This is a genomic window from Allobosea sp. P2_B12 (assembly GCF_056404835.1).
Genome location: NZ_JBFUDG010000013.1, coordinates 20,865 through 40,697 on the forward strand (window position 1 = coordinate 20,865; position 19,833 = coordinate 40,697).

The 19,833-nt window shown below is 65.3% G+C and carries 20 protein-coding genes; 13 read left to right on the plus strand and 7 right to left on the minus strand.

Going from position 1 to position 19,833, the window contains the following annotated elements; genetic code table 11:
* Positions 1–63: 63 nt before the first annotated feature.
* The 3 genes from AC1DYU_RS22785 to AC1DYU_RS22795 all read right to left on the minus strand — a co-directional run bounded on the left by AC1DYU_RS22785 (position 64) and on the right by AC1DYU_RS22795 (position 4,376).
* Positions 64–1,902 carry an ATP-binding protein gene (locus AC1DYU_RS22785; RefSeq protein ID WP_476793633.1) on the minus strand — a complete coding sequence of 613 codons (1,839 nt, stop codon included), beginning with the start codon at positions 1,900–1,902 and terminating at the stop codon, positions 64–66.
* Positions 1,899–2,999, minus strand: coding sequence for an SIR2 family protein (locus AC1DYU_RS22790; protein ID WP_476793634.1), 1,101 nt, complete (start codon positions 2,997–2,999; stop codon positions 1,899–1,901). The genes AC1DYU_RS22785 and AC1DYU_RS22790 overlap by 4 nt, the downstream gene beginning before the upstream one ends.
* Positions 3,000–3,290: 291 nt before the next feature.
* Complete coding sequence (locus AC1DYU_RS22795) at positions 3,291–4,376, minus strand: Kelch repeat-containing protein (protein WP_476793635.1); 1,086 nt, start codon at positions 4,374–4,376, stop codon at positions 3,291–3,293.
* Between the two features lie 188 nt (positions 4,377–4,564).
* Here AC1DYU_RS22795 and AC1DYU_RS22800 point away from each other — a divergent pair, with 188 nt between their 5' ends.
* The 4 genes from AC1DYU_RS22800 (at position 4,565) to AC1DYU_RS22815 (ending at position 8,739) form a co-directional block, all read left to right on the plus strand.
* Complete coding sequence (locus AC1DYU_RS22800; RefSeq protein ID WP_476793636.1) at positions 4,565–5,326, plus strand: SDR family oxidoreductase; 762 nt, start codon at positions 4,565–4,567, stop codon at positions 5,324–5,326.
* 142 nt (positions 5,327–5,468) lie between these two features.
* The gene (locus tag AC1DYU_RS22805; protein ID WP_476793637.1) at positions 5,469–6,146 is read left to right on the plus strand and encodes a cation efflux transmembrane domain-containing protein; all 678 of its coding nucleotides are present in this window, start codon (positions 5,469–5,471) and stop codon (positions 6,144–6,146) included.
* 31 nt (positions 6,147–6,177) lie between these two features.
* Positions 6,178–8,163, plus strand: a complete 1,986-nt coding sequence (locus AC1DYU_RS22810; RefSeq protein WP_476793638.1) for an acetyl/propionyl/methylcrotonyl-CoA carboxylase subunit alpha — start codon at positions 6,178–6,180, stop codon at positions 8,161–8,163.
* A 3-nt stretch (positions 8,164–8,166) separates the two neighbouring features.
* Positions 8,167–8,739, plus strand: a complete 573-nt coding sequence (locus AC1DYU_RS22815) for a DUF4279 domain-containing protein (protein ID WP_476793639.1) — start codon at positions 8,167–8,169, stop codon at positions 8,737–8,739.
* Here AC1DYU_RS22815 and AC1DYU_RS22820 read toward each other — a convergent pair.
* The gene (locus AC1DYU_RS22820; RefSeq protein WP_476793640.1) at positions 8,624–9,391 is read right to left on the minus strand and encodes an SDR family NAD(P)-dependent oxidoreductase; all 768 of its coding nucleotides are present in this window, start codon (positions 9,389–9,391) and stop codon (positions 8,624–8,626) included. The genes AC1DYU_RS22815 and AC1DYU_RS22820 overlap by 116 nt on opposite strands.
* Before the next feature lie 216 nt (positions 9,392–9,607).
* On the opposite strand from AC1DYU_RS22820, the gene AC1DYU_RS22825 reads away from it, so the two are divergent.
* The 3 genes from AC1DYU_RS22825 (at position 9,608) to AC1DYU_RS22835 (ending at position 10,648) form a co-directional block, all read left to right on the plus strand.
* Positions 9,608–10,045, plus strand: coding sequence for a DUF1489 family protein (locus tag AC1DYU_RS22825; RefSeq protein ID WP_476793641.1), 438 nt, complete (start codon positions 9,608–9,610; stop codon positions 10,043–10,045).
* 71 nt (positions 10,046–10,116) lie between these two features.
* A complete protein-coding gene (locus tag AC1DYU_RS22830; RefSeq protein ID WP_158483254.1) occupies positions 10,117–10,359 on the plus strand; it encodes a type II toxin-antitoxin system ParD family antitoxin in 243 nt (80 codons plus the stop codon).
* On the plus strand, positions 10,352–10,648 hold the full coding sequence (locus AC1DYU_RS22835) for a type II toxin-antitoxin system RelE/ParE family toxin (protein WP_158483255.1): 297 nt from the start codon (positions 10,352–10,354) through the stop codon (positions 10,646–10,648). Before AC1DYU_RS22830 ends, AC1DYU_RS22835 begins: the two co-directional genes overlap by 8 nt.
* A gap of 18 nt (positions 10,649–10,666) precedes the next feature.
* Here AC1DYU_RS22835 and panC read toward each other — a convergent pair whose 3' ends face one another.
* A complete protein-coding gene (gene panC, locus AC1DYU_RS22840) occupies positions 10,667–11,515 on the minus strand; it encodes a pantoate--beta-alanine ligase (protein ID WP_476793642.1) in 849 nt (282 codons plus the stop codon).
* A 215-nt stretch (positions 11,516–11,730) separates the two neighbouring features.
* Here panC and AC1DYU_RS22845 point away from each other — a divergent pair, with 215 nt between their 5' ends.
* Positions 11,731–12,474: a VWA domain-containing protein gene (locus AC1DYU_RS22845; protein WP_476793643.1), complete on the plus strand. Its 744-nt coding sequence runs from the start codon at positions 11,731–11,733 to the stop codon at positions 12,472–12,474.
* Positions 12,471–13,184: a DnaJ domain-containing protein gene (locus tag AC1DYU_RS22850; protein ID WP_158483257.1), complete on the plus strand. Its 714-nt coding sequence runs from the start codon at positions 12,471–12,473 to the stop codon at positions 13,182–13,184. Before AC1DYU_RS22845 ends, AC1DYU_RS22850 begins: the two co-directional genes overlap by 4 nt.
* Positions 13,185–13,247: 63 nt before the next feature.
* On the opposite strand, the gene AC1DYU_RS22855 is transcribed toward AC1DYU_RS22850, so the two are convergent.
* Positions 13,248–14,903, minus strand: coding sequence for an SPOR domain-containing protein (locus AC1DYU_RS22855; RefSeq protein ID WP_476793644.1), 1,656 nt, complete (start codon positions 14,901–14,903; stop codon positions 13,248–13,250).
* A 338-nt stretch (positions 14,904–15,241) separates the two neighbouring features.
* Here AC1DYU_RS22855 and AC1DYU_RS22860 point away from each other — a divergent pair, with 338 nt between their 5' ends.
* Positions 15,242–15,583, plus strand: coding sequence for a phasin family protein (locus AC1DYU_RS22860; protein ID WP_158483259.1), 342 nt, complete (start codon positions 15,242–15,244; stop codon positions 15,581–15,583).
* Between the two features lie 102 nt (positions 15,584–15,685).
* On the opposite strand, the gene AC1DYU_RS22865 is transcribed toward AC1DYU_RS22860, so the two are convergent.
* Positions 15,686–16,567 carry an aldo/keto reductase family oxidoreductase gene (locus AC1DYU_RS22865; protein ID WP_476793645.1) on the minus strand — a complete coding sequence of 294 codons (882 nt, stop codon included), beginning with the start codon at positions 16,565–16,567 and terminating at the stop codon, positions 15,686–15,688.
* Between the two features lie 94 nt (positions 16,568–16,661).
* Between AC1DYU_RS22865 and AC1DYU_RS22870 the strand changes: the two genes are divergently transcribed.
* The 3 genes from AC1DYU_RS22870 (at position 16,662) to AC1DYU_RS22880 (ending at position 19,739) form a co-directional block, all read left to right on the plus strand.
* Positions 16,662–17,573, plus strand: coding sequence for a LysR family transcriptional regulator (locus tag AC1DYU_RS22870; RefSeq protein WP_476793646.1), 912 nt, complete (start codon positions 16,662–16,664; stop codon positions 17,571–17,573).
* Between the two features lie 126 nt (positions 17,574–17,699).
* Positions 17,700–19,229, plus strand: coding sequence for a UxaA family hydrolase (locus tag AC1DYU_RS22875; RefSeq protein WP_476793647.1), 1,530 nt, complete (start codon positions 17,700–17,702; stop codon positions 19,227–19,229).
* A 117-nt stretch (positions 19,230–19,346) separates the two neighbouring features.
* Entirely contained in the window at positions 19,347–19,739 is a 393-nt protein-coding gene (locus AC1DYU_RS22880; RefSeq protein WP_476793648.1) for a hypothetical protein, read from the plus strand.
* Positions 19,740–19,833: the final 94 nt, after the last annotated feature.

Below are 19,833 nucleotides of genomic sequence, written 5' to 3' on the forward strand. Positions count from 1 at the left end.
GGAAGGGCGAGGGGCGGGGATAAGTTGGGCGTACGTCATGTTTTCCAAGTAGGTGCCGACTGCTTATCGGCTAGCCATGCGCTCTGCGATCGCCGTCAACGCGGTAATATCGGGAACAGCCTGTGCCCAGCCGGCAGCGAAAGAGATGTCATTCGATTGAGGACGCTTGTCTAAAGGCAAGTGCGTCAATTTGATTCGAGCTGGTAGCGCCGCTGCCTCGCCCACAAACAATGCTTCCCGGCGCGGTAATGAGGGAAGAAGCTTTATCAAACCAGCCATCATGTCTGGCAGAAACCGGCTAACGTGCTCTTGGTCATTGCCGTTAGTTAGGCGCAAGACAAGCCACGAATTGCATTGGGATAGTACCGTGCTTTCGACATCTGACGGCCGCTGCGATACCAACATGAGGCCAATTCCATACTTTCGTCCCTCCCGCGCGATACGTCGCACGGCGTCTTGTGCCGCGCCATACAGAGCCTCACCACGATCCGGCACATAACGATGGGCCTCCTCGCAGACGAGAAGGATCGGGTCGCTTTCGCGCTCCTCTCGCGTTTGATTGAGTTTGTAAGCGAAGAGGAGGCGGGCAACTGCGGCAGTTAGAGGGCCCGCGACCTCAGTTGGAAGACCGGAGATATCGAGAATTCGAATAGAGGCGTTCGGCTTTGCGGTGTCCGCGCCAACGAACTGAGCGAGAATATCAGCAAGGGTTGGATCGCCCGCAACGTGATTACGCATTAAAAAGGAAATTCGGCTATCTAAGCATAATACTTGTAGTTTATCGAGTATGGATGCGAATTTCTGTTGGTATTCACTGTCCGTAAGAGATTGCCACGCGTTTGATACTCGACGATTATTTTGACATAATTCAATATGATTTATAAATTCTTCAATATCGAATGGCATGGGCCAATCGCGGTTAAATTCCGCGATTTCTACCATCGTCTTCCCAGGGGCGTTGCGTGGCAGATCCGGATGACCCAGTCCATCTGTCTTTCGCGCGGGATCATTTGCTGCGCTAACTAGCCCCGCTGCGTGCATTCGAGCGTGAGCTAGCGCCTTGTATACGACGTTTGCTTGCGAAGTAGCTTCGAATTCGCCCTTGCCCACAACCAGCCGACGGAATTCATCGCTCGACATCAGCCAATAGGGGAGGTTCACGGGGCGCGAAGCTGCGCTATCCGCTCCCGCTTCTTCGTAGGCTCTAAATACAGTCGCTCGCTCGCCGAATGCGGAGCCATATTCCCCATGAGGATCGATGACAATCACGCGTGGCGTTGCACGAGGTCCGGCCTCCGCCGCCTTATGGTCTAATACCGCGTGCAGAATAGCCGCGACAGCTGTAGATTTGCCTGAACCAGTAGAGCCGAGTACCGCGAAATGTTGGCCAAATAGTTTGTCCATGTCTGCATGGCAAGCAACTCCGTCGGCGCCTGCATAAGTACCAAACGTGATGAATCGATTGACCCCATCTCCCCCTTGCTTCTCGATGGCGGTATAGAGGCGGCGTGTCTCGGACGATGTGACGAGATAAGCGGCCTGTAATGGAAGCGGCGAGTTCCGTACGCCTCGATCAAAGGTTAGTGCCTCGCTAGCCTTCTGCCAGCGTGCTTCGCCGAAAAGATCTGCCTCCAGAATGCGTCGGTCCAGGCCGTCAATCGCGCCCCGGGCAGCGGCTTCCTCCTCTGTCTGCAGGCGCAGCAGTCGCACCATTGCGAACAGGACAGTACGGCCCATATGGAGTTTGATTAAGCTTCCAATCTGGCCAACTGAATAGACGGTGCCACCGTGAGATTGCACCAGCTCCGTCAGGCTACGCCGCAATGATACTTTGATCGTGGTGCCCGAGGTTTCGAATACCGTGCCTATCTGAAGGTGCGGGTCGAGATCAAAGTCACTCATTCGATCATCTCCGCTATGTCTGCCGGCAAGCCGTCCTCCAGCAGGGCGGTAGTACCCGAGAACGTCCACCAGTCGCGTTCTGTCGCGGGCGAGACAGGCGGAAAATATGGTCCATCCTTGCCGCGATAAAGTCCATCTTTGGCGACTACGAAAATTCGCTCGCCTGCACTACTTCCGCCCCAGCGCTTCAACTTGCTATTACGCGTGCCCGCAAATGCGACAAGCGTCGTCTTACAGTCCGGATGGAGAAGGTGCTGCTCGATAATAGCGTCGATGTGATCATCGCCGAACGAGTAGCCACAAACGAAGAGAACCTGCTGTTGTGCCTGCGAGAGCAGTTCGCGAAAGCGCTGGAACAGATGGCCGAAGGGATCCTCACGCGATGCCATGTATTTGGTCGATTGGGGATAAATGACCACGCTGCCGTTTTCGTCAGATCGGTCCGGGTAGAGGTCGTCATGACGTACGCGAAACACCCGACCTCCCGCCGCATTGCTTCGATACCAATCAATTGAGCCGTGCAATTTGGTAACAACAGCTTTTATATTGGGAGTTCTGTGTGCGGAATCGAATAAGTGTTCGTCCCATGCTGCGATGGCGCCACCCGCAAAGCCGTCTGCGAAGGGTATGAGTTCGAGTGCCAGCGCGTCTTCCAATAGGGTGTCATAGTTAGTGGTGATGAACTGGATCGCGTCGCGCCGATCATCGAGACCCGCTCGGTTTATTTTGTAAAGTGTTCGAACGAACCGGCAATGATCGGTGATGGTGACTATAGGTTTTCCCGGTGCACCAATCCGTTCCGGAGTGCTTCCATTCAGAGGGCTGTAACCCCACCTCAGAATATCTCGAATATGGCGTAGTATCATATGATGCGCCGCCTGAAGGCGTGTCTTATGTGCGCGATTAGTGCCGACTGCGGCGCTAGCATCTTTTGCTCGCTCGGCCAGCGCAATCAGATCGCAAAAATGGCTCAGAACGTGTTCAATATGGAGATTTGTCGGAAGATCGGCTCGCACTGCCTCCACGAGCTTATACGCGTCGGCATTTACTGTATCGGCCGCAAGGCGGCTAAATACCTGCTCCGTCAACGGATACATGAGAGGTAAGCCGGCTGCTAGGCTAATGCCAGCGCCTGTCAGCCAGATTTGGCGTGGAGATCTTAGATGGCGATCGAGTTGGCGTGCCGCTTCTACATCCCCACTCATAGCGAGTCCTTAATTTCAGTGCTTTGAAAGGCGCAATCGTATGAATACCAGATAAATAAACGCTGTTCGCGAATGGGACTTAAGGGGAGGCATAAGCCGGCCGCGATTCTTGTAATGATTAAACGTCCACGGCGGTATTGATACATGCAATATTAGCATCAGAATTCGTCGGGGGTACCCACCTCACCCCAACGCAAACGCCTCATGCACCGCGCTCTGCACGCCGCCGCCCATGACCGGGCCGCCGCCGGCGACGTGGATGGCGTCTCCGACCAGGGCTGCGCCCAGGCCGTGGCGCGGGGTCGGCATCGGGGCGTATTGCTCCCAGCCGTCGCTGACGGGGTCGTAGGCCTCAATCTGGCCGAAGACGCGGTTGGTGCCTTCGCCGCCCATCACGAAGACTTTTCCGCGGTAGAGCACCGCGCCATGGCCGGAGCGGGCGGTCGGCAGCGGGTTGCGCGGCGCCCATTTGTCGGTCGCCGGGTCATAGGCGTGGTGCAGGTTCGAGTTGGTGTGGAAGCTATCCACCCGGCCGCCGATGACATGGATCAGATTGCCGATCGGCAGCGTGCCGGTGTGGTCTCGCGCCGTGGGCAGAGGCGCGCGCTCGCTCCAGCGGTCGGCCCTGGGGTCGTAGACCAGGTGCCAGTCGACCGAGCGCTTGGCCTCGGTGGTCTCGCCGATGGCGCCGCCGATGACATGCAGCAGGCCGCCAAGCGCGACCACCGCCGTTGAGCCGGCCGGGCGGGGCAGGGGCGCGATCTCGGCCCAGCGGTCGGCCTTCGCGTCCCAGGTGAAGCAGCGCGGATGAGGCTTGCGGTTCTGCTCGAGGAAGCCGCCGATGGCGTAGAGCCTGCCGTCGAGGAAGGCGACGCCGACATGGTTGGCGCCAACAGGCAGCGGCGCCGCGTCGGTCCAGCGGTCGGACGCGGGCTCGTAGACATGGTGATAGGGCCGGTCGACGCGCTGCTCGGCGTAACCGCCGACGATGTGCATGCGGTCGTCATAGGCCGTCGCCCAGGCCATCTCCGAGCGCGGCATCGGCAGCAGCGCCTTGGTGCTCCAGCGGCCGGGATTGGCCGCCTTCGGGGCGGGTGAATCGAAGACGTTCTGGCTCGTCGCCAGCTCGGGCTTCTGGATGCGGCCGGGTTGGCTCAGGCGCTCGTAATGGCCGCCATGGTGCTCGTGGCCGGGCTGCTGGGCCAGCGCCGGGGCCGCGAGCGTCGCGCCTGCAGTGGCGAGGAGATGGCGGCGGGTCAGGCTGATCATGGCACGTCCTCCCATTTTGGCCTGAGAGTATGGCCGTTTACCGCCTTGGCAAGACACGGATGCGACAGGCGGTGCCGTCGCCAAAGCGCGGCACGGCTGCGCGAAAGCCTGTTCCGTCGGCGCGGCGCGCTGCTATGGTCGGCCCTCCATTCAATCGGTTGAAGCCGAAGAAAAGACGAGGATACGCCATGCCGTCTCACAACAAGGTCGCCATCATCACCGGAGCCGGATCGGGCGTCGGCCGCTCCGTGGCGCTCGCCTTCCTGAAAGACGGCTACCGCACCGTGCTGGCCGGCCGCCGCACCGACGCGCTGGAGGAGACGATTACGCTGTCCGGCGTGCCGGCCTCGCAGGCGCTCGCCGTCTCGACCGATGTCACCGATCCCGCTTCCGTGCAGGCGCTGTTTGCCAAGACCAAGGAGGCGTTCGGGCGGGTCGACGTGCTGTTCAACAATGCCGGCGTCAATGCGCCCGGCGGCATCATGCTGGAGGACCTTTCGCTGGCCGACTGGCAGAAGGTCGTCGACACCAATCTGACCGGCCCGTTCCTGTGCACGCAGGAGGCCTTCAAGGCGATGCGGGACCAGCAGCCGCAGGGCGGGCGCATCATCAACAACGGCTCGATCTCGGCCCATGCGCCGCGGCCGAACTCGGTGGCCTATACCGCGACCAAGCACGCCATCACCGGCCTGACCAAGACCGCCTCGCTCGACGGCCGCAAATACGGCATCGCCGTCGGCCAGGTCGATATTGGCAATGCGCTGACCGAAATGGCCAAGCGCATGACCACCGGCGTGCCGCAGGCCGACGGCTCGATCAAGGTCGAGCCGGTGATGGATGTCGACAACGTCGCCACCACCGTTCTGCACATGGCGAGCCTGCCGCCGGAGGCGAACGTGCTGTTCGTAACGGTGATGGCGACGAACGCACCGTTTGTCGGGCGGGGGTGAGGGCGGACCTGCCCGTCATCCCGGGCGTAGCGAAGCGTAGACCCGGGATCCATGCCTGAACCTGAATCGACTATGTTCCGGCATGGATCCCGGATCGGCGCCGCTTTGCGGCTTGTCCGGGATGACGGCACGGGGATGATCGATGCTCGCGCATGAGGATGGCGCCATTGGCGTAAGCCGGGCCACGGCCCGCGCCTACACCCTCACCATCTGGGGGATCGCGCTGTCGATCCTCGTCTTTGCGATCGGCGTCGTCGCCTGGGCGCTGGCGGTGGGCAATGCGCAGCTGTTCAAGGACGGCGTCGACTGGGTCTATGACGTCGCGCTCTACGGCATCGCGGCGGTCGTCTTCGGACGCGACGCCCGGGCCGAAAAGCTGGCGGCGCTCGCCATCGGCGCGGTGATGGCGGTGGCGGGCCTGCACACGCTCTACGACCTCGCCGCCAAGATCATCACGCCGCGTCCGATCGAGATCTGGACGCTCGGCTTCTCGGCTGCGAGCGCGGTCGTCGTCGCGGTGCTGATCGTCGGCGTGCTCTGGCGCTTCCGGGCCGAGGCCAACCCGGTGATCAAGGCGACCTGGCTGTCCTCGCGCAACGACGTGATCTCGACGACCGGCTTCGCGCTGGTCGGACTCTTCGCCCGCGTCGCGCCGGTGCGCTGGCCGGAATATCTCTTCGACGTCATCGTCGCCGGCATCTGTTTCCAGGCGAGCTGGGCGATCTGGCGCTCGCTGCGCGGCAGGCCTGCCGATCATGTCGAGCCTGCCGATCCGGCTGTGCAGAACAAGGCCGCGACAGGGCAAGCCGGCGGGCTATAAAGGCGGCATGCCTGCGAAGGAAAGCCGCCTGATGTCGATCGCCGAAAAGCTGCCCTCCATCCTGATCGCCAATCGCGGCGAGATCGCCTGCCGCGTCATCCGCACCGCCAGCCGGTTGGGCTTGCGCACCATCGCGGTCTATTCGGACGCGGACGCGGAGGCGCTGTTCGTTGAGATGGCCGACGAGGCCTATCGCATCGGTCCCGCTCCGGCCCGCGAGAGCTATCTCGACGCCGCCAAGATTCTCGCGGTCGCGAAGGAGTCCGGCGCTGCCTGCATCCATCCGGGCTATGGCTTCCTCTCGGAGAACGCCGATTTCGCCGAGGCTTGCGCCAAGGCCGGCATCGTCTTCGTCGGCCCGCCGGCCTCGGCGATCCGGGCGATGGGATTGAAGGACGCCGCCAAGGCCCTGGTCGAGAAGGCGAATGTGCCGGTGGTGCCGGGCTATCACGGCGCCGAGCAGGGCGTCGATTTCCTCAGCAAGGAGGCGCAGCGCATCGGCTATCCCGTGCTGATCAAGGCGGTTGCGGGCGGCGGCGGCAAGGGCATGAAGAAGGTCGATCGGCCCGACGATTTCGCGGATGCGCTGACCAGCGCCCAGCGCGAGGGCCAGAGCGCCTTCGGCGATGCGCGCGTGCTCGTCGAGAAATATGTGCTCTCGCCGCGCCATGTCGAAATCCAGGTCTTCGGCGACAGTCATGGCCATGTCGTCCATCTCTACGAGCGCGATTGCTCGCTGCAGCGCCGCCACCAGAAGGTGATCGAGGAGGCTCCCGCGCCGGGCATGACGGACGAGGTCCGCGCCGCCATGGGCAAGGCCGCGACGGAGGCCGCGAGGGCCGTCGGCTATGTCGGCGCCGGTACGGTCGAGTTCATCGCCGACGGGCGGGACGGGCTGAAACCCGACGGCTTCTGGTTCATGGAAATGAACACACGGCTGCAGGTCGAGCATCCCGTGACGGAGGCGATCACCGGGCTCGACCTGGTCGAACTGCAGTTGCAGGTCGCGGCGGGCGAGCCGCTGGGGTTCTCGCAGGCCGATGTGAAGGCGACCGGCCATGCCGTCGAAGCGCGGCTCTATGCCGAGGATCCCGAAAAGGGTTTTCTGCCCTCGACCGGCAAGCTCTGGGCGCTGCAGTTCCCGGTGGCTGAGGGCATCCGCATCGATACCGGGGTCGAGGCCGGCGATGTGGTGACGCCGTTCTACGATCCGATGATCGCCAAAATCATCGCCCATGGCGCGACGCGCAATGAGGCGCTCGACCGGCTCGGTGCGGCCTTGGGGCAAACGGTGGTGGCCGGGCCGCGCACCAACCTCGCCTTCCTGAAGAAGCTGACGGAAGCGCAGGGCTTTCGCGACGGGCCGTTCGACACCGGCTTCATCGAGCGCAATATCGCGGCGCTTGGGGCCGAGCCGCAGCCGCTCGATGCGGCTTCGGTCGCGGCGGCCGCGCTCCAGCTCGAGGAGGAGCGGGAGCTTGCGGTCGTGATGCAGGCGGCCGAGCGGGCCGATGGCGAGGCGCGTTCGCCCTGGCTCGTGGCGGACGCGTTTTCGCTCATGCCGCGCCCGGCGCTGGGCCTGCCGCTGCTGGTCGATGGCGAGCGCGTCGAGGCCCGGATCGAATGGCATGAAGCCGGCGCCCGCGTCAGCCTGCCCGGCCACGAGATCGAGGAGGGCGAGCACGAGATCGCGCTGGCGCAGGCCGAGCGCGGCACCTGGCTCGCGCTGCATCGCGGCCGGCAGACGGCGGTCTCGCTGTTCGACCCGTTCAGCGTCGATCTCGACGCGGCGGCGGGAGCCGGCGGCGTGATCAAGGCGCCGATGCACGGCAAGCTGATCGCGTTGTTCGTCGCCGCCGGCGATGCCGTGGTGAAGGGCCAGCGGCTCGCCATCGTCGAGGCGATGAAGATGGAACACGTCCTGACTGCCCCGCGCGACGGCACCGTCAGCGAGGTCGCCGGCGAGCCGGGGGCGCAGGTGGCGGAAGGCGCGAAGGTGGTCGTGCTCCGGGAGTGAGGCGTGATCGATCATGCTCTGAGCGAGCGCATCGCTGTCAGCCTGCGATTTAGCGGCGACGACCTCGATCCTGACGAGATCAGCACCGTGATCGGCAGCCAGCCGACGCGAGCGTATCGGAAAGGTGACCCGAGAACCTCGCCGAACGGGACCTCCTTGGGTTTGGCTCGGTTCGGATTGTGGTCGCTATCGATAAGCCAAGATCAGCCCGGCGACCTTGAAGCGAAGATTGTGGCGCTGCTCGGCGCGACGACGCAGGACCTGTCGCGGTGGGACGTTTTGACGGTCCGCTTTCGGGCGGATCTGTTCTGCGGGGTGTTCATGCCGCGCATGAACTGGGGCATCAATCTCAGCCCGGCGATACAGGTAGCGATCGGCCAGCGCGGGCTGGAACTCGATCTCGATATCTACGCCGCAGACGTGGATGACTCGCTCGCCGCAGGATCAGGGATTGGCCTGATTACAGCCGCCCCACGACCGGGAACTGCTCGACCTCGTAGACTTGGCCCGAGACCGGGGTGCTTTCGTCCGAGAGCCAGAAGGCGGTGTGGGCAGCGACCTCTTCGGGCTGCATGATCCGCCCCGTTGGCGCCTGGCGGAGCGGGACCTCGTTCTCCCAACCGGGCTTGCGGCCTTCGCGCTGCTGGGTGGCGTCCTCATTGGCGGTGAAGGTCCAGCCGACATTGAGCTGGTTGACCCGGATGCACTCGGGGCCGAGCGCGTCGGCGAGGTTGCGCGTCATCGTCATCAGCGCGCCCTTCGACATGGAATAGACGGTCAGGTTGGAAAGGCCGCACCAGGCGTTGAGCGAGCCGACGGTGACGATGGAGCCGCCCGATTTCTGCAGGCGGAAGGCCCGGATCGCCGCCTCGGCGCAGAGCAGCGGGGCGCGGGTGTTGACGGCGAACATATGGTCGAAGAACGCGGCCGTGGTCTCGCCGATGGCGCCGCGCGGATAGATCCCGGCATTATTGACCAGCCCGTCGATGCGGCCGAAGGCCTTGACCGTGGCATCGACGATGGCTTGCGCCGTGGCGGGATCGGCAAGATCGCCCGCCATGCCTTGCGTGGCGGAACCGAGATGGCGGCAGGCGGCATCGATCTCGGTCTGGTCGCGGCCATGGATCAGGACCTTGGCGCCATCAGCCACGAGGCGCTGCGCCATGGCGTAGCCGATGCCGTTCGACGAGCCGGTGACGAGGAAGGCCTTGCCTGCAAGTCCGCGCATGTTGTTCCTCCGTTGTGTTGGGCGTCTTACTAGCCTGCCGGAGAAGTCCCGTCATGCTCGGCCTCGTGCCGAGCATCGACGTCTTGAACACCGACCTTGACGAAGGAAGACGTGGATGGTCGGGACAAGCCCGACCCTGACGAGAAGAGTGCCGCCGGCTGTGGAGAAACGCCGCAGCCGCTGGTCGGGTTGCCCCGGGCGCACTAGATTGCCGCCATGCCTCTCCACCTGCTCAAGCTTTGCGTCGGCGCCGAATCGATCAGCGATCTCGAAGAGTGGATCGAGGAGCGGATGACGCTGGAGCGGCGGCTCGGCCGGCCGGAGGAGCAGATCCACACCACCCGCATGGTGCCCAAGCGCGTTGAGGAGATCGTCGCGGGCGGCTCGCTCTACTGGGTGATCAAGGGCCAGATTTCGGCCCGCCAGCGCCTGACCGCGATCCGCCCCTTCACCGATGGCGACGGCATCGGCCGCTGCCATCTCGTGATGGAGCCGGTGGTCGTGCCGCTGGAGCCGCGCCCGTGCCGTCCGTTCCAGGGCTGGCGCTACCTCGCCGACAAGGACGCTCCCCGCGACATCGACGGCCGCAGCGGCGATCTCGGCGCGATGCCGGAGGCGCTGCGGCGCGAGCTGGCGGAGATGGGACTGCTGTAGGCGTTGCGCGCCATCGATTGGCGATGACCGTCGATTTTGCTATCTGTTGGCATCGACCGGAGAGCGTTGCCATGTCGAAGACCACATCGATTTTGCTGGACGATCATTTCGACCGTTTTGTCGGCGCGCAGGTGAAGGCGGGCCGCTACGACTCGGCCAGCGATGTGGTGAAGGCCGGTCTGCGCCTGCTTGAAGAACACGAGGCCAAGGTCAAGGCGCTTCAGGAGGCGTTGATCGCCGGAGAGCAGTCCGGCTCGCCCGTTGCCTTCGACAATGATGCGTTTGTGGCGCGGATGCGCGCCAAGCATGGCTAAGGCGGGTCGCTACCGGCTTTCCCCGCTGGCGCAGGCCGATCTCGAAGACATCTGGTCCTATACCGTCGGGCGTTGGTCACCGGAGCAGGCCGAAAGCTATCACGCCACGATCATCGCCGCGTTCGAGGGGCTGGCGGCAGGCGGGAAGCACGGCCGCCCCGTCGATATCCGCGCCGGCTATCTCAAATATCGGGTTGGATCGCATCTCGTCTTCTACCGCCTCTCGGAAGCCGGTATCGACATCATGCGCATCCTTCACGAAAGGATGGATGTCGGCCGCCATTTGTGATTGGCGGCTCGACCGTTCTCACACCCCGATATTGTCGATCAGCCTTGTCGCGCCGATCCGTGCCGCGACGAGAAGCCGGATCGGGCCGTCGGCCAGCGAGGTCACGGGTGCCAGCGTCTGCGCATGGCGGGCCTCCAGATAGTCGAGCTCGAAGCCGGCCGAGATGATCTCGGTCTGTGCCTCGCCCACAGCCTGGAAGAGCGGGTCTTCGTTGCGGATGCGGGCGGCCAGCGCCTGCATGACCTGGTGCAGCAGCGGCGCCAGCGCGCGGTGCTCGGGCGAGAGGTAGCGGTTGCGCGAGGACATGGCGAGGCCGTCGGGCTCGCGGAACGTCGCCAGCGGCACGATCTCGATGCCGAGGTCGAGATCGGCGGCCATGCGCGTCACCACCTTGAGCTGCTGGTAGTCCTTCTCGCCGAAGACGGCGAGATCCGCGCGCGACTGCGTGAAGAGCTTGCAGCAGACCGTGGCGACGCCCTCGAAATGCGTCGGCCGGAAGCGGTCGTCGAGCCCGACCGCCGCAGGGCCGAGCAGCAGGATGCGGGTGGCGAAGCCGGCCGGATACATTTCCTCGACCGGTGGGAAGAACACAGCGTCGGCGCCGGCCGCGACGAGCTTGGCGCAGTCATCGTCGAAGGTGCGCGGGTATTTCTTGAAATCCTCATGCGGCGCGAACTGCGTCGGGTTGACGAAGATTGTGACGATCACGCGCCTGGCATGGCGCTGTGCCTCCCTGACCAGAGCGATATGGCCCTCATGCAGCGCGCCCATGGTCGGCACGAGGCCGACCTTCTCGCCGGCGGCATGCCAGCCCGCCACGGCCGCGCGCATCGCGGCGACGGTTTCGAAGATCGCGATCTGGCTCATGGCGTGTCTCTCATCGTCGGCATGGATATTTCAGCCCTCATCCTGAGGAGCAGCCGAAGGCTGCGTCTCGAAGGATGCTCCAGCGATCTCCGGAGCCTCCTGAAGCATCCTTCGAGACGCCGCTTCGCGGCTCCTCAGGATGAGGGCTGTGAAGTGGCAACCGTCCGGTCGGTTGACGGGTAGCAAATGTGCCGGCGATGGCCAATATCAGACCCATGACAGACAAGACCGACAGAGCCCTCGGCAAGGCTGCGAGCACGGGCGTGAGCCCGGGCCGCTCTGCGCCGGGCGAGATCGACCGCTTCCTCGGCGCGGCGAAGCAGCTCGCGCCCCTGGCGACGGGGCAGGCGGGGCGGCTCGTCTTCGCGCTCGACGCCACGATGAGCCGCCAGCCGACCTGGGACCTCGCCTGTTCGCTGCAGGCGCGGATGTTCGAGGTCGCGGCGACGAGCGGCGGGCTTGCCGTGCAGCTGGTCTATTTCCGGGGCCTCGGCGAATGCCGGGCCTCGGGCTGGGTGGGCGAGCCGCGCCGGCTGAACGGGCTGATGGGCGCCATCGCCTGCCAGGGCGGCCAGACCCAGATCGCCCGCGTCCTGAAGCATGTCCGCGACGAGGCGAAGTCCGTCCCGATCCGCGCCTTCGTGCTGGTCGGCGACGCGATGGAGGAGGATGTCGACGCGCTGGCGGCGCTCGCAGGCGAACTCGGCCTACGCGGCATCCGCGGTTTCCTGTTCCAGGAGGGGCATGATCCCGCCGCGAGCGCGGCCTTCGCCACGATGGCGCGATTGACCGGCGGCGCGCATGCGCGCTTCGACGTGAATGCGCCGGACTCGCTGCTCGAGCTGCTGCGCGGGGCCGCGGCCTATGCGGCGGGCGGGCGCGAGGCGATGCTGAAGCTCGCCGGCGGCAGCCCTGCCGTGCGCGGGCTGATCGGCGCAATGGATGGAGGCCGCCGGTGACGCTGCTCTACGGCGTGGCCGCCCTGCTCTTGTTCTGGTGGGTCTCGAAGCTGTTCGCCAGCACCAATCCGAAGCTGCTCGCGAAGGTCGTCAAGAGCGGCGGTGGCGTGCTCTCGCTCGGCGTCGCCGGGCTTTTGATGATGCGCGGCCGGATGGACATGGCGCTGTTCGTCGGCGGCATCGGCGCCTGGCTGCTCGGCTGGAGCGCGACCGGGCCGGGCGGCATCCGCTTTCCCTGGAGCAAGGGGGCGGGCGAGACGCCGGGAGCGCGCTCGAAGGTGACGTCCGCGCTGCTGGCGATGGAACTCGACCATGACAGCGGCGGCATGACCGGCACGGTCAGCGCCGGCAGTTTCGCCGGGCGCAATCTCGACGATCTGTCGCTGGCCGAGATCGGCGCGCTGATGCGCGAATGCCTGGCTGGGGATCCCGAGGGAGCCCGGCTGCTAGAGGCATATCTCGACCGCCGGTCGCCCGGCTGGCGTGAAGACGCTGATCGTCACCGCGACGCGGGGCAGGGCCGCGCGACGGGCACGGGCGCGATGTCGCAGCAGGAGGCCTACGAGATCCTGGGGCTTCAGCCGGGGGCGGGCGAGGAGGCGGTCCGCGAGGCCCATCGCGCCCTGATGAAGCGCATCCACCCGGACGCCGGGGGCACCAGCGGACTTGCCGCTCGCGTCAACCAGGCCAAGGACGTCCTTTTGAAGTGAGGTGCCGGCCGGGAAAGGGTAAGTCTGGTACGACATCGTCAGCGTTCCTTGTCCCTTGTCCGTTCAACCGCGCGTGGCGAAGCAGGCGAAGCCGTCGCGCTTGAGCCTGGCGCAGGCCTTCTCGGCATCCTTGGGATCCTCGAAGCCGGCGAAGCGGGCGCGGAACAGCGTCGAGCCGCCCTTCTCGACCTTCTCCGTGAAGCCCGAGGCGTCGGCGAGCGGGCCTGACGCCTTGGCGCGGGCGCGGACCAGGATGTCCTTGGCCTTGGCCTCGTCATCGGTGGCGCCGAGCTGGATGATCCATTTGCCGGCGGTGGCCAGCGCCGGGCGGGCTTCGCTCGGCTTGGCCTGCTCGGGGGCCTTCTCCGCGAGTTTCGCCACCGTGGTGGTGCCGGCGTCGTGGAGTTTCTCGACCGGAGCGGGCGCTGCGGCGAGCTTGACCGCAAGCTTCTCCTCGGGCTCGGCGACCTTGGCGATCGACGAGGTCACGTCGACATTCGCCGGTGGGCGCATGACCTTGCCGTCGACGGCGGGAGCGCCGATCGACCAGCGCATGGCCGAGGGCGTCGTCGTCGCGGTGACGGGCCGCATGCCGGAGATCTGCAACTGCTGGGCGGCGCCGACATTCACGGGGCGCGGAGGGGCGATCGGTGTGGTGGTCGCGACCGGCGCATAGGCACGGGCGGCGGCCGGAAGCGGAGCCTCCGTCTCGATGCGCGGACGCGGCACCGGCATGGGCGCGGGTTCAGGCACGGCGGCGGTTACGATCGGTGCGGCGGGCCGCTGGCGCTCGTGAGCGCGTTCCTGGACACGCTCCGGCTGACGCTCCTCGGGCTCGGGCGCTTCGGCGACCATGGTGGCGCGGCCGCCGGTGGCGGCGCGGGGCAAGGTCGAGGCGACGAGATCGGCCATGATCTTGTCGCGCGAATTGCCGGAGCGGCCGCCGAGCACGACGGAGACGATGTGCCGGCCTTCCGACTTGGCCGAGGTCATCAGGTTGAAGCCGGAGAGATTGGTGTAGCCGGTCTTGATGCCGTCCACGCCCTCGACCCGGCCGAGCAGCTTGTTGTGGTTGCGATAGGCACCGCCCGCATAGTTGAACACGCGCGTCGAGAACATCGGGTAGTAGCGCGGGAAGCGCTCCTGGATGGCGCGGGCGAGGATGGTGAGATCGCGCGCCGTGGTGATGTTGGGCGGGCTGTGGGGCAGGCCGTGCGGGTTGTAGAAGGCCGAGCGGCTCATGCCGATCGAGCGGGCGCGCGCCGTCATCATCTGCGCGAACTCGTCCTCCGAGCCGGCGACATTCTCGGCGACCGCCATGGCGACATCGTTGGCCGACTTGGTCACCAGGGCCAGGATCGCGTCACGCACGGAGATCGTCTCTCCGGGCGCAAAGCCGATCTTGGAGGGCGCCTGGCGCGCCGCGTTGGCGGAGACCGTCAGCTCCGAATCCATCCTGAACTTGCCGCGCTCGAGCTGCTCGAAGAGCAGATAGAGCGTCATGACCTTGGTGATGGAGGCCGGGATGCGCGGGGCATCCTCGTTGACCGCATGCAGGGTGCGGCCGCTCTTCACATCGACGACCATCGCCGCATAGGGCGGCGCATAGCCGCCGCCGACATGGCGCCGCTTCTTGCGGGCCGCCTCGGCCGGAGACGCCACCGCCGCCACTGCGATCGCGACGATACCGATCATTCCGACGAGCGTGCGAAAGCGCACGCGCCGGGACCCAACGCAACTGAAAGCCATGCAACCCGCCTCAACCAGAACTCACGTCCCCGGTCCCCGGCACCGTCTTGCGACGTGGCATAAGGGACACAGTTGAGGAGGTTAGGACGATGCGGTTACGGAGCCGTTAAAAGGCTAACGATCTCGATGCGTGCCGCCGATGTGCCGCGCCTGCGTCTGATGCATTGCAGCACGTCCTTGACATTCATGTTGCGGTGCACAATATGAGAGCAGTCCCGGTGATGAACACTTTCATCTGACCTAGGGGCGAAGAAACCCGGGCTTCAGGCTCGTCAGCAGAGGCGGCACTCCGTGCCGAGGGAAGAAACATGATCCAGCAGTTCGAGACCATCCAGAAGGCCTCCAAAGAGAACGTCGATGCGGCCCTGAAGGCCTTCGGCGCCACCTCCAAGAGCGTCCAGACCATTGCCGTCGAGGCGACCGACTATGCCAAGAAGTCGTTCGAGACCGGCACGGCCACGATCGAGAAGCTCGCCGGCGTCAAGACGCTCGAGAAGGCCATCGAGATCCAGACCGACTACGTCAAGACCGCCTTCGAGGGCGCCGTCGCCCAGATGACGAAGATGGGCGAGCTCTACTCCTCGCTGGCCAAGGACGCTTACAAGCCGTTCGAGGGCATCGTCGCCAAGGCCGTTCCGGCCACCAAGTGATGTGACGCCCGCCCGAGCCTCTGGCAGCGGGCGGCGCAGTTCCTTCCATCCGATCGAGCCCGGCCTTGCGGCCGGGCTTTTTCTTTGTGCGCTGCTGGACGGTCAGCCGTGATCGACGCGCGTGGCGATGCCGTCCAGCGCCGTGAGCACCTGCGCCGGCAAAACGAGGTCGGCTGCGGCCAGGTTCTCGCGCAGATGCGCGACCGACGAGGTTCCCGGGATCAGCAGGATGTTGGGCGCCCGGTGCAGCAGCCAGGCCAGCGCGACCTGCATCGGTGTGGCGCCAAGCTGCGCGGCGACATCCGACAGCGTCGATGATTGCAGCGGGCTGAAGCCACCCAGCGGGAAGAACGGCACATAGGCGATGCCGTCGCGGGCGAGGTCCTCGACCAGGGCATCGTCGCCCCGGTGCGCGAGATTGTACTGGTTCTGGACGCAGACGATCGGCACGATTTTGCGCGCATCCGCGATCTGCTTGCGCGTGACGTTGCTCAGGCCGATATGGCGGACGAGGCCCTTGCGCTGCAGCTCGGCGAGCGTGGCAAGCTGTTCCTCCAGCGGACCTTCGGCCGGGCCGTGAATGTCGAACATGGCGCGCAGATTGACGACATCGAGCACGTCAAGACCGAGATTGCGGAGATTGTCATGGACCGCCTTGGTCAGGTCCTCTGCCGAGAAGGCCGGAATCCAGGAGGCGTCCTCGCCGCGCCGGGCGCCGATCTTGGTGACGATGACGAGATCGTCCGGGTAGGGATGCAACGCTTCGCGGATGATCTGGTTCGTGACATGCGGCCCATAGAAATCCGAGGTGTCGATGTGGTTCACGCCGGTGGCAACCGCCTCGCGCAGCACGGCGAGCGCCGCTTGACGATCCTTGGGCGGGCCGAAGACGCCGGGGCCGGCAAGCTGCATGGCGCCGTAGCCGAGGCGTTTCACGGGACGGTCGCCGAGGACGAGCGTGTCGGACTGGTCGATATTGGACATGGCTGATCTCCTGTGGGAACGAGCCTGACCTATTCATTGCGATACCGCGCGAGAATGGGCCATAATCGGCACGGGTTGTGCGGGATGGCGAACAATGAAAGTCGATCTCGGCGATCTCAACGCCTTCGTCGCGGTGGCGCGTGCCAAGGGCTTTCGCGACGCGGCGCGGGCGAGCGGCGGCAGCGCATCGGGTTTGAGCGAAGCAGTGCGCCGGCTCGAGGCGCAGCTCGGCGTCAGGCTGCTCAACCGCACGACGCGCAGCGTTGCGGCCACCGAAGCCGGCCAGCGTCTGCTGGAACGGCTCGGGCCGGCCATGAGCGAAATGGAAGCGGCTCTCGACGTCGTCAACAGCTTCCGCGACCGGCCGGCGGGAACACTGCGCCTCAACGTGCCGGTCAGCGCCTCGCGCTTGATCCTGCCGGAAATCGTGCCGGGCTTCCTTGCTGCCTATCCGGATATCCGCCTGGAGGTGGTCGCCGAGGAGAGCTTCGTCGATGTGCTTGCCGCCGGCTGCGATGCCGGCATCCGCTATGATGAGCGCCTCGAGCAGGACATGATCGCGGTGCCGATCGGGCCGCGCGTCCAGCGCTTCGCCGCTGCGGCCGCGCCTTCCTATCTCGACCGTCGCGGCCGGCCGGAGCATCCGCGCGACTTGCTCGGCCACGACTGCCTGCTTGGCCGGTTCGCGAGCGGCGCCCTGACGGCGCCATGGGAGTTCGAGCGCGACGGCGAGACCGTGCGAGTCGATCCCACCGGTCCGCTGATCGTCAGTGCCGGAGGGGCGATCGATCTCCTGGCCGAATCCGCAATCGCCGGCAGCGGCATCATCTTCCTGTTCGAGGGCTGGCTGCGCCCGCATCTCGACAGCGGTGCGCTTGAACCGGTTCTGGAAAGCTGGTGGCAGAGCTTCCCTGGCCCGTTCCTGTACTATCCGGGCCGCCGCCTGGTGCCGGCGCCGCTGCGGGCGTTTCTCGATTTCATCAAGGGACCAGCCGGCCGTGCCTGATCGGGAGTCTGGGTCGTGCAGGAGCAAGACCCTGCTTCAAACGATTGAAAACTGGCGCGATGAGGCGCATGTCTAGCGCGCGTTGTGCCGCGGGCTCCGTGGCCTTTCCTGATGATGGTTTCTCCCATGCTCGACAAAGCGATTCCGCCGCGGACCCTCAAGCTGAACGCGGTCGACAATGTCGCCGTCGCAGTCGATCCGATTGATGTCGGCGTCACCGCTGCGGGGGTCACCGCGCTGAAGCGGATTCCGCGCGGCCACAAGCTGGCGCTGGCACCGATCGCCAAGGACGAGCCGATCCGCAAATTCGGCCAGATCATCGGCTTCGCCACCGTCGACATTCCGCCCGGCGAATGGGTGCATGAGCACAATACCGGCTTCCACGCCTTCGAGCGCGATTATGCCTTCTGTGCCGAGGCCAAGCCCGAATTCGTGCTGCCGGTCGAGCAGCAGGCGACCTTCGAGGGCTTCCGCCGCGCCAATGGCAAGGCCGGCACGCGCAACTATGTCGGCATCCTGACCTCGGTGAACTGCTCGGCTTCGGCCGCCCGCTTCATGGCCGAGGAGGTCAAGCGCTCCGGCCTGCTCGCCGATTATCCCAATGTCGACGGCGTCATCGCGCTGACCCACGGCACCGGCTGCGGCATCGACTACAACGGCGAGAGCTTCGAGGTGCTGAAGCGCACCACCTGGGGCTATGCCTGCAACCCGAACATGGCCGCCGTGCTGGTCGTCGGGCTCGGCTGCGAGGGCTTCCAGATCAAGCGCATGAAGGACGCCTATGGCGTCGAGGAAAGCGATGTCTTCCGCACCCTGACGATCCAGGAGACCGGCGGCACCCGCAAGGCGGTCGCGGCCGGCATCGAGGCGCTCAAGGTGATGCTGCCGATCGCCAACCGCGCCGTGCGCGAGACGGTGCCGGCCTCGGAGCTGATGCTGGCGCTGCAATGCGGCGGCTCGGACGGCTATTCCGGCATCACTGCCAACCCGGCGCTGGGCAAGGCTGTCGACCTCCTGGTCGAGCATGGCGGTACCGCCATCCTCTCCGAGACGCCGGAGATCTACGGTGCCGAGCATCTTCTGACGCGCCGTGCCGCCACCCGCGAGGTTGGCGAGAAGCTCGTCGGCATCATCAAGTGGTGGGAGGATTATACGGCCCGCGCCCGGATGGACATGAACAACAACCCGTCGCCCGGCAACAAGGCCGGCGGGCTGACGACCATCCTGGAGAAGTCGCTGGGCGCTGCGGCCAAGGGCGGGACCAAGACGCTGGCCGCTGTCTATCACTATGCCGAGCCGGTGAAATCCAAGGGCTTCGTCTACATGGATACGCCCGGCTACGATCCGGTCTCGGCGACCGGGCAGGTGGCGGGCGGCGCCAACATCCTCGCCTTCACCACCGGGCGGGGTTCGGCCTATGGCTGCAAGCCGACGCCGTCGGTCAAGCTCGCGACCAACACGCCGATGTATCTGAAGCAGACCGATGACATGGACATCAACTGCGGCGATGTCCTCGACGGCGTGACGCTGGAGGCGAAGGGCAAGGAAATCTTCGACTACCTGCTGCGCGTCGCCTCGGGCGAGCACTCGAAGTCCGAAGCGATGGGCTATGGCGACGCCGAATTCGTGCCCTGGCAGATCGGCGCGACGATGTGATCGGGATGCGGTTCGAGCGAACGGCTTGAACCGGATCGGCTCCTGATGCGACGAAGCGTGTGAACCGGCGACGCCATCAGGCGCGCCGGCGTTTTCGTCTCTCGGCCAAGGTTCATCATGAAGTCCATCGTTCTCGTCACCGTGCCGCGCGTCCTGCTCGGGCTGCTCTTCCTCGTCTCGGCCGCCGACGGCTTCTGGTGGATGGCGACCGGCGCCCACTTCATCCATCCGCCGATCAGCGAGCGCGGCGTCGTCTTCGAGATGGCGCTGCAGAATTCCGGCTTCTTCTGGCCACTGCTGAAGAGCGTCAATCTGGTCGGGGGGCTCAGCCTGCTGCTGAACATCGCCCCGGCGCTTGGGCTGGCCCTGATCGCGCCGGTGATGGCGGTCATCGTGCTGTTCCATCTGGCGATCAACCCGCAGGGGATTCCGGTCGCGGTGATCCTCGTCGTGCTCGGTGGCTTGCTGGTCTTCGCGTATCGCGAGCGTTATGCGGCGCTGCTGCGCTGACGTGAGCCGTCATTCTCGGGCGAAGCGAAGAGCAGACCCGAGAATCTCTCAGACCGGTTAGCTGGTTTCAGAGATGCTCGGGTCAAGCCCGAGC

Coding starts and splice junctions, on each gene's coding strand:
- AC1DYU_RS22785 (WP_476793633.1), bottom strand. CDS start 1,902: ATGAGTGACTTTGATCTCGACCCGCACCTTCAGATAGGCACGGTATTC.
- AC1DYU_RS22790 (WP_476793634.1), bottom strand. CDS start 2,999: ATGTATCCGTTGACGGAGCAGGTATTTAGCCGCCTTGCGGCCGATACA.
- AC1DYU_RS22795 (WP_476793635.1), bottom strand. CDS start 4,376: ATGATCAGCCTGACCCGCCGCCATCTCCTCGCCACTGCAGGCGCGACG.
- AC1DYU_RS22800 (WP_476793636.1), top strand. CDS start 4,565: ATGCCGTCTCACAACAAGGTCGCCATCATCACCGGAGCCGGATCGGGC.
- AC1DYU_RS22805 (WP_476793637.1), top strand. CDS start 5,469: ATGCTCGCGCATGAGGATGGCGCCATTGGCGTAAGCCGGGCCACGGCC.
- AC1DYU_RS22810 (WP_476793638.1), top strand. CDS start 6,178: ATGTCGATCGCCGAAAAGCTGCCCTCCATCCTGATCGCCAATCGCGGC.
- AC1DYU_RS22820 (WP_476793640.1), bottom strand. CDS start 9,391: ATGCGCGGACTTGCAGGCAAGGCCTTCCTCGTCACCGGCTCGTCGAAC.
- AC1DYU_RS22825 (WP_476793641.1), top strand. CDS start 9,608: ATGCCTCTCCACCTGCTCAAGCTTTGCGTCGGCGCCGAATCGATCAGC.
- AC1DYU_RS22830 (WP_158483254.1), top strand. CDS start 10,117: ATGTCGAAGACCACATCGATTTTGCTGGACGATCATTTCGACCGTTTT.
- AC1DYU_RS22835 (WP_158483255.1), top strand. CDS start 10,352: ATGGCTAAGGCGGGTCGCTACCGGCTTTCCCCGCTGGCGCAGGCCGAT.
- panC (WP_476793642.1), bottom strand. CDS start 11,515: ATGAGCCAGATCGCGATCTTCGAAACCGTCGCCGCGATGCGCGCGGCC.
- AC1DYU_RS22845 (WP_476793643.1), top strand. CDS start 11,731: ATGACAGACAAGACCGACAGAGCCCTCGGCAAGGCTGCGAGCACGGGC.
- AC1DYU_RS22860 (WP_158483259.1), top strand. CDS start 15,242: ATGATCCAGCAGTTCGAGACCATCCAGAAGGCCTCCAAAGAGAACGTC.
- AC1DYU_RS22865 (WP_476793645.1), bottom strand. CDS start 16,567: ATGTCCAATATCGACCAGTCCGACACGCTCGTCCTCGGCGACCGTCCC.
- AC1DYU_RS22870 (WP_476793646.1), top strand. CDS start 16,662: ATGAAAGTCGATCTCGGCGATCTCAACGCCTTCGTCGCGGTGGCGCGT.
- AC1DYU_RS22875 (WP_476793647.1), top strand. CDS start 17,700: ATGCTCGACAAAGCGATTCCGCCGCGGACCCTCAAGCTGAACGCGGTC.
- AC1DYU_RS22880 (WP_476793648.1), top strand. CDS start 19,347: ATGAAGTCCATCGTTCTCGTCACCGTGCCGCGCGTCCTGCTCGGGCTG.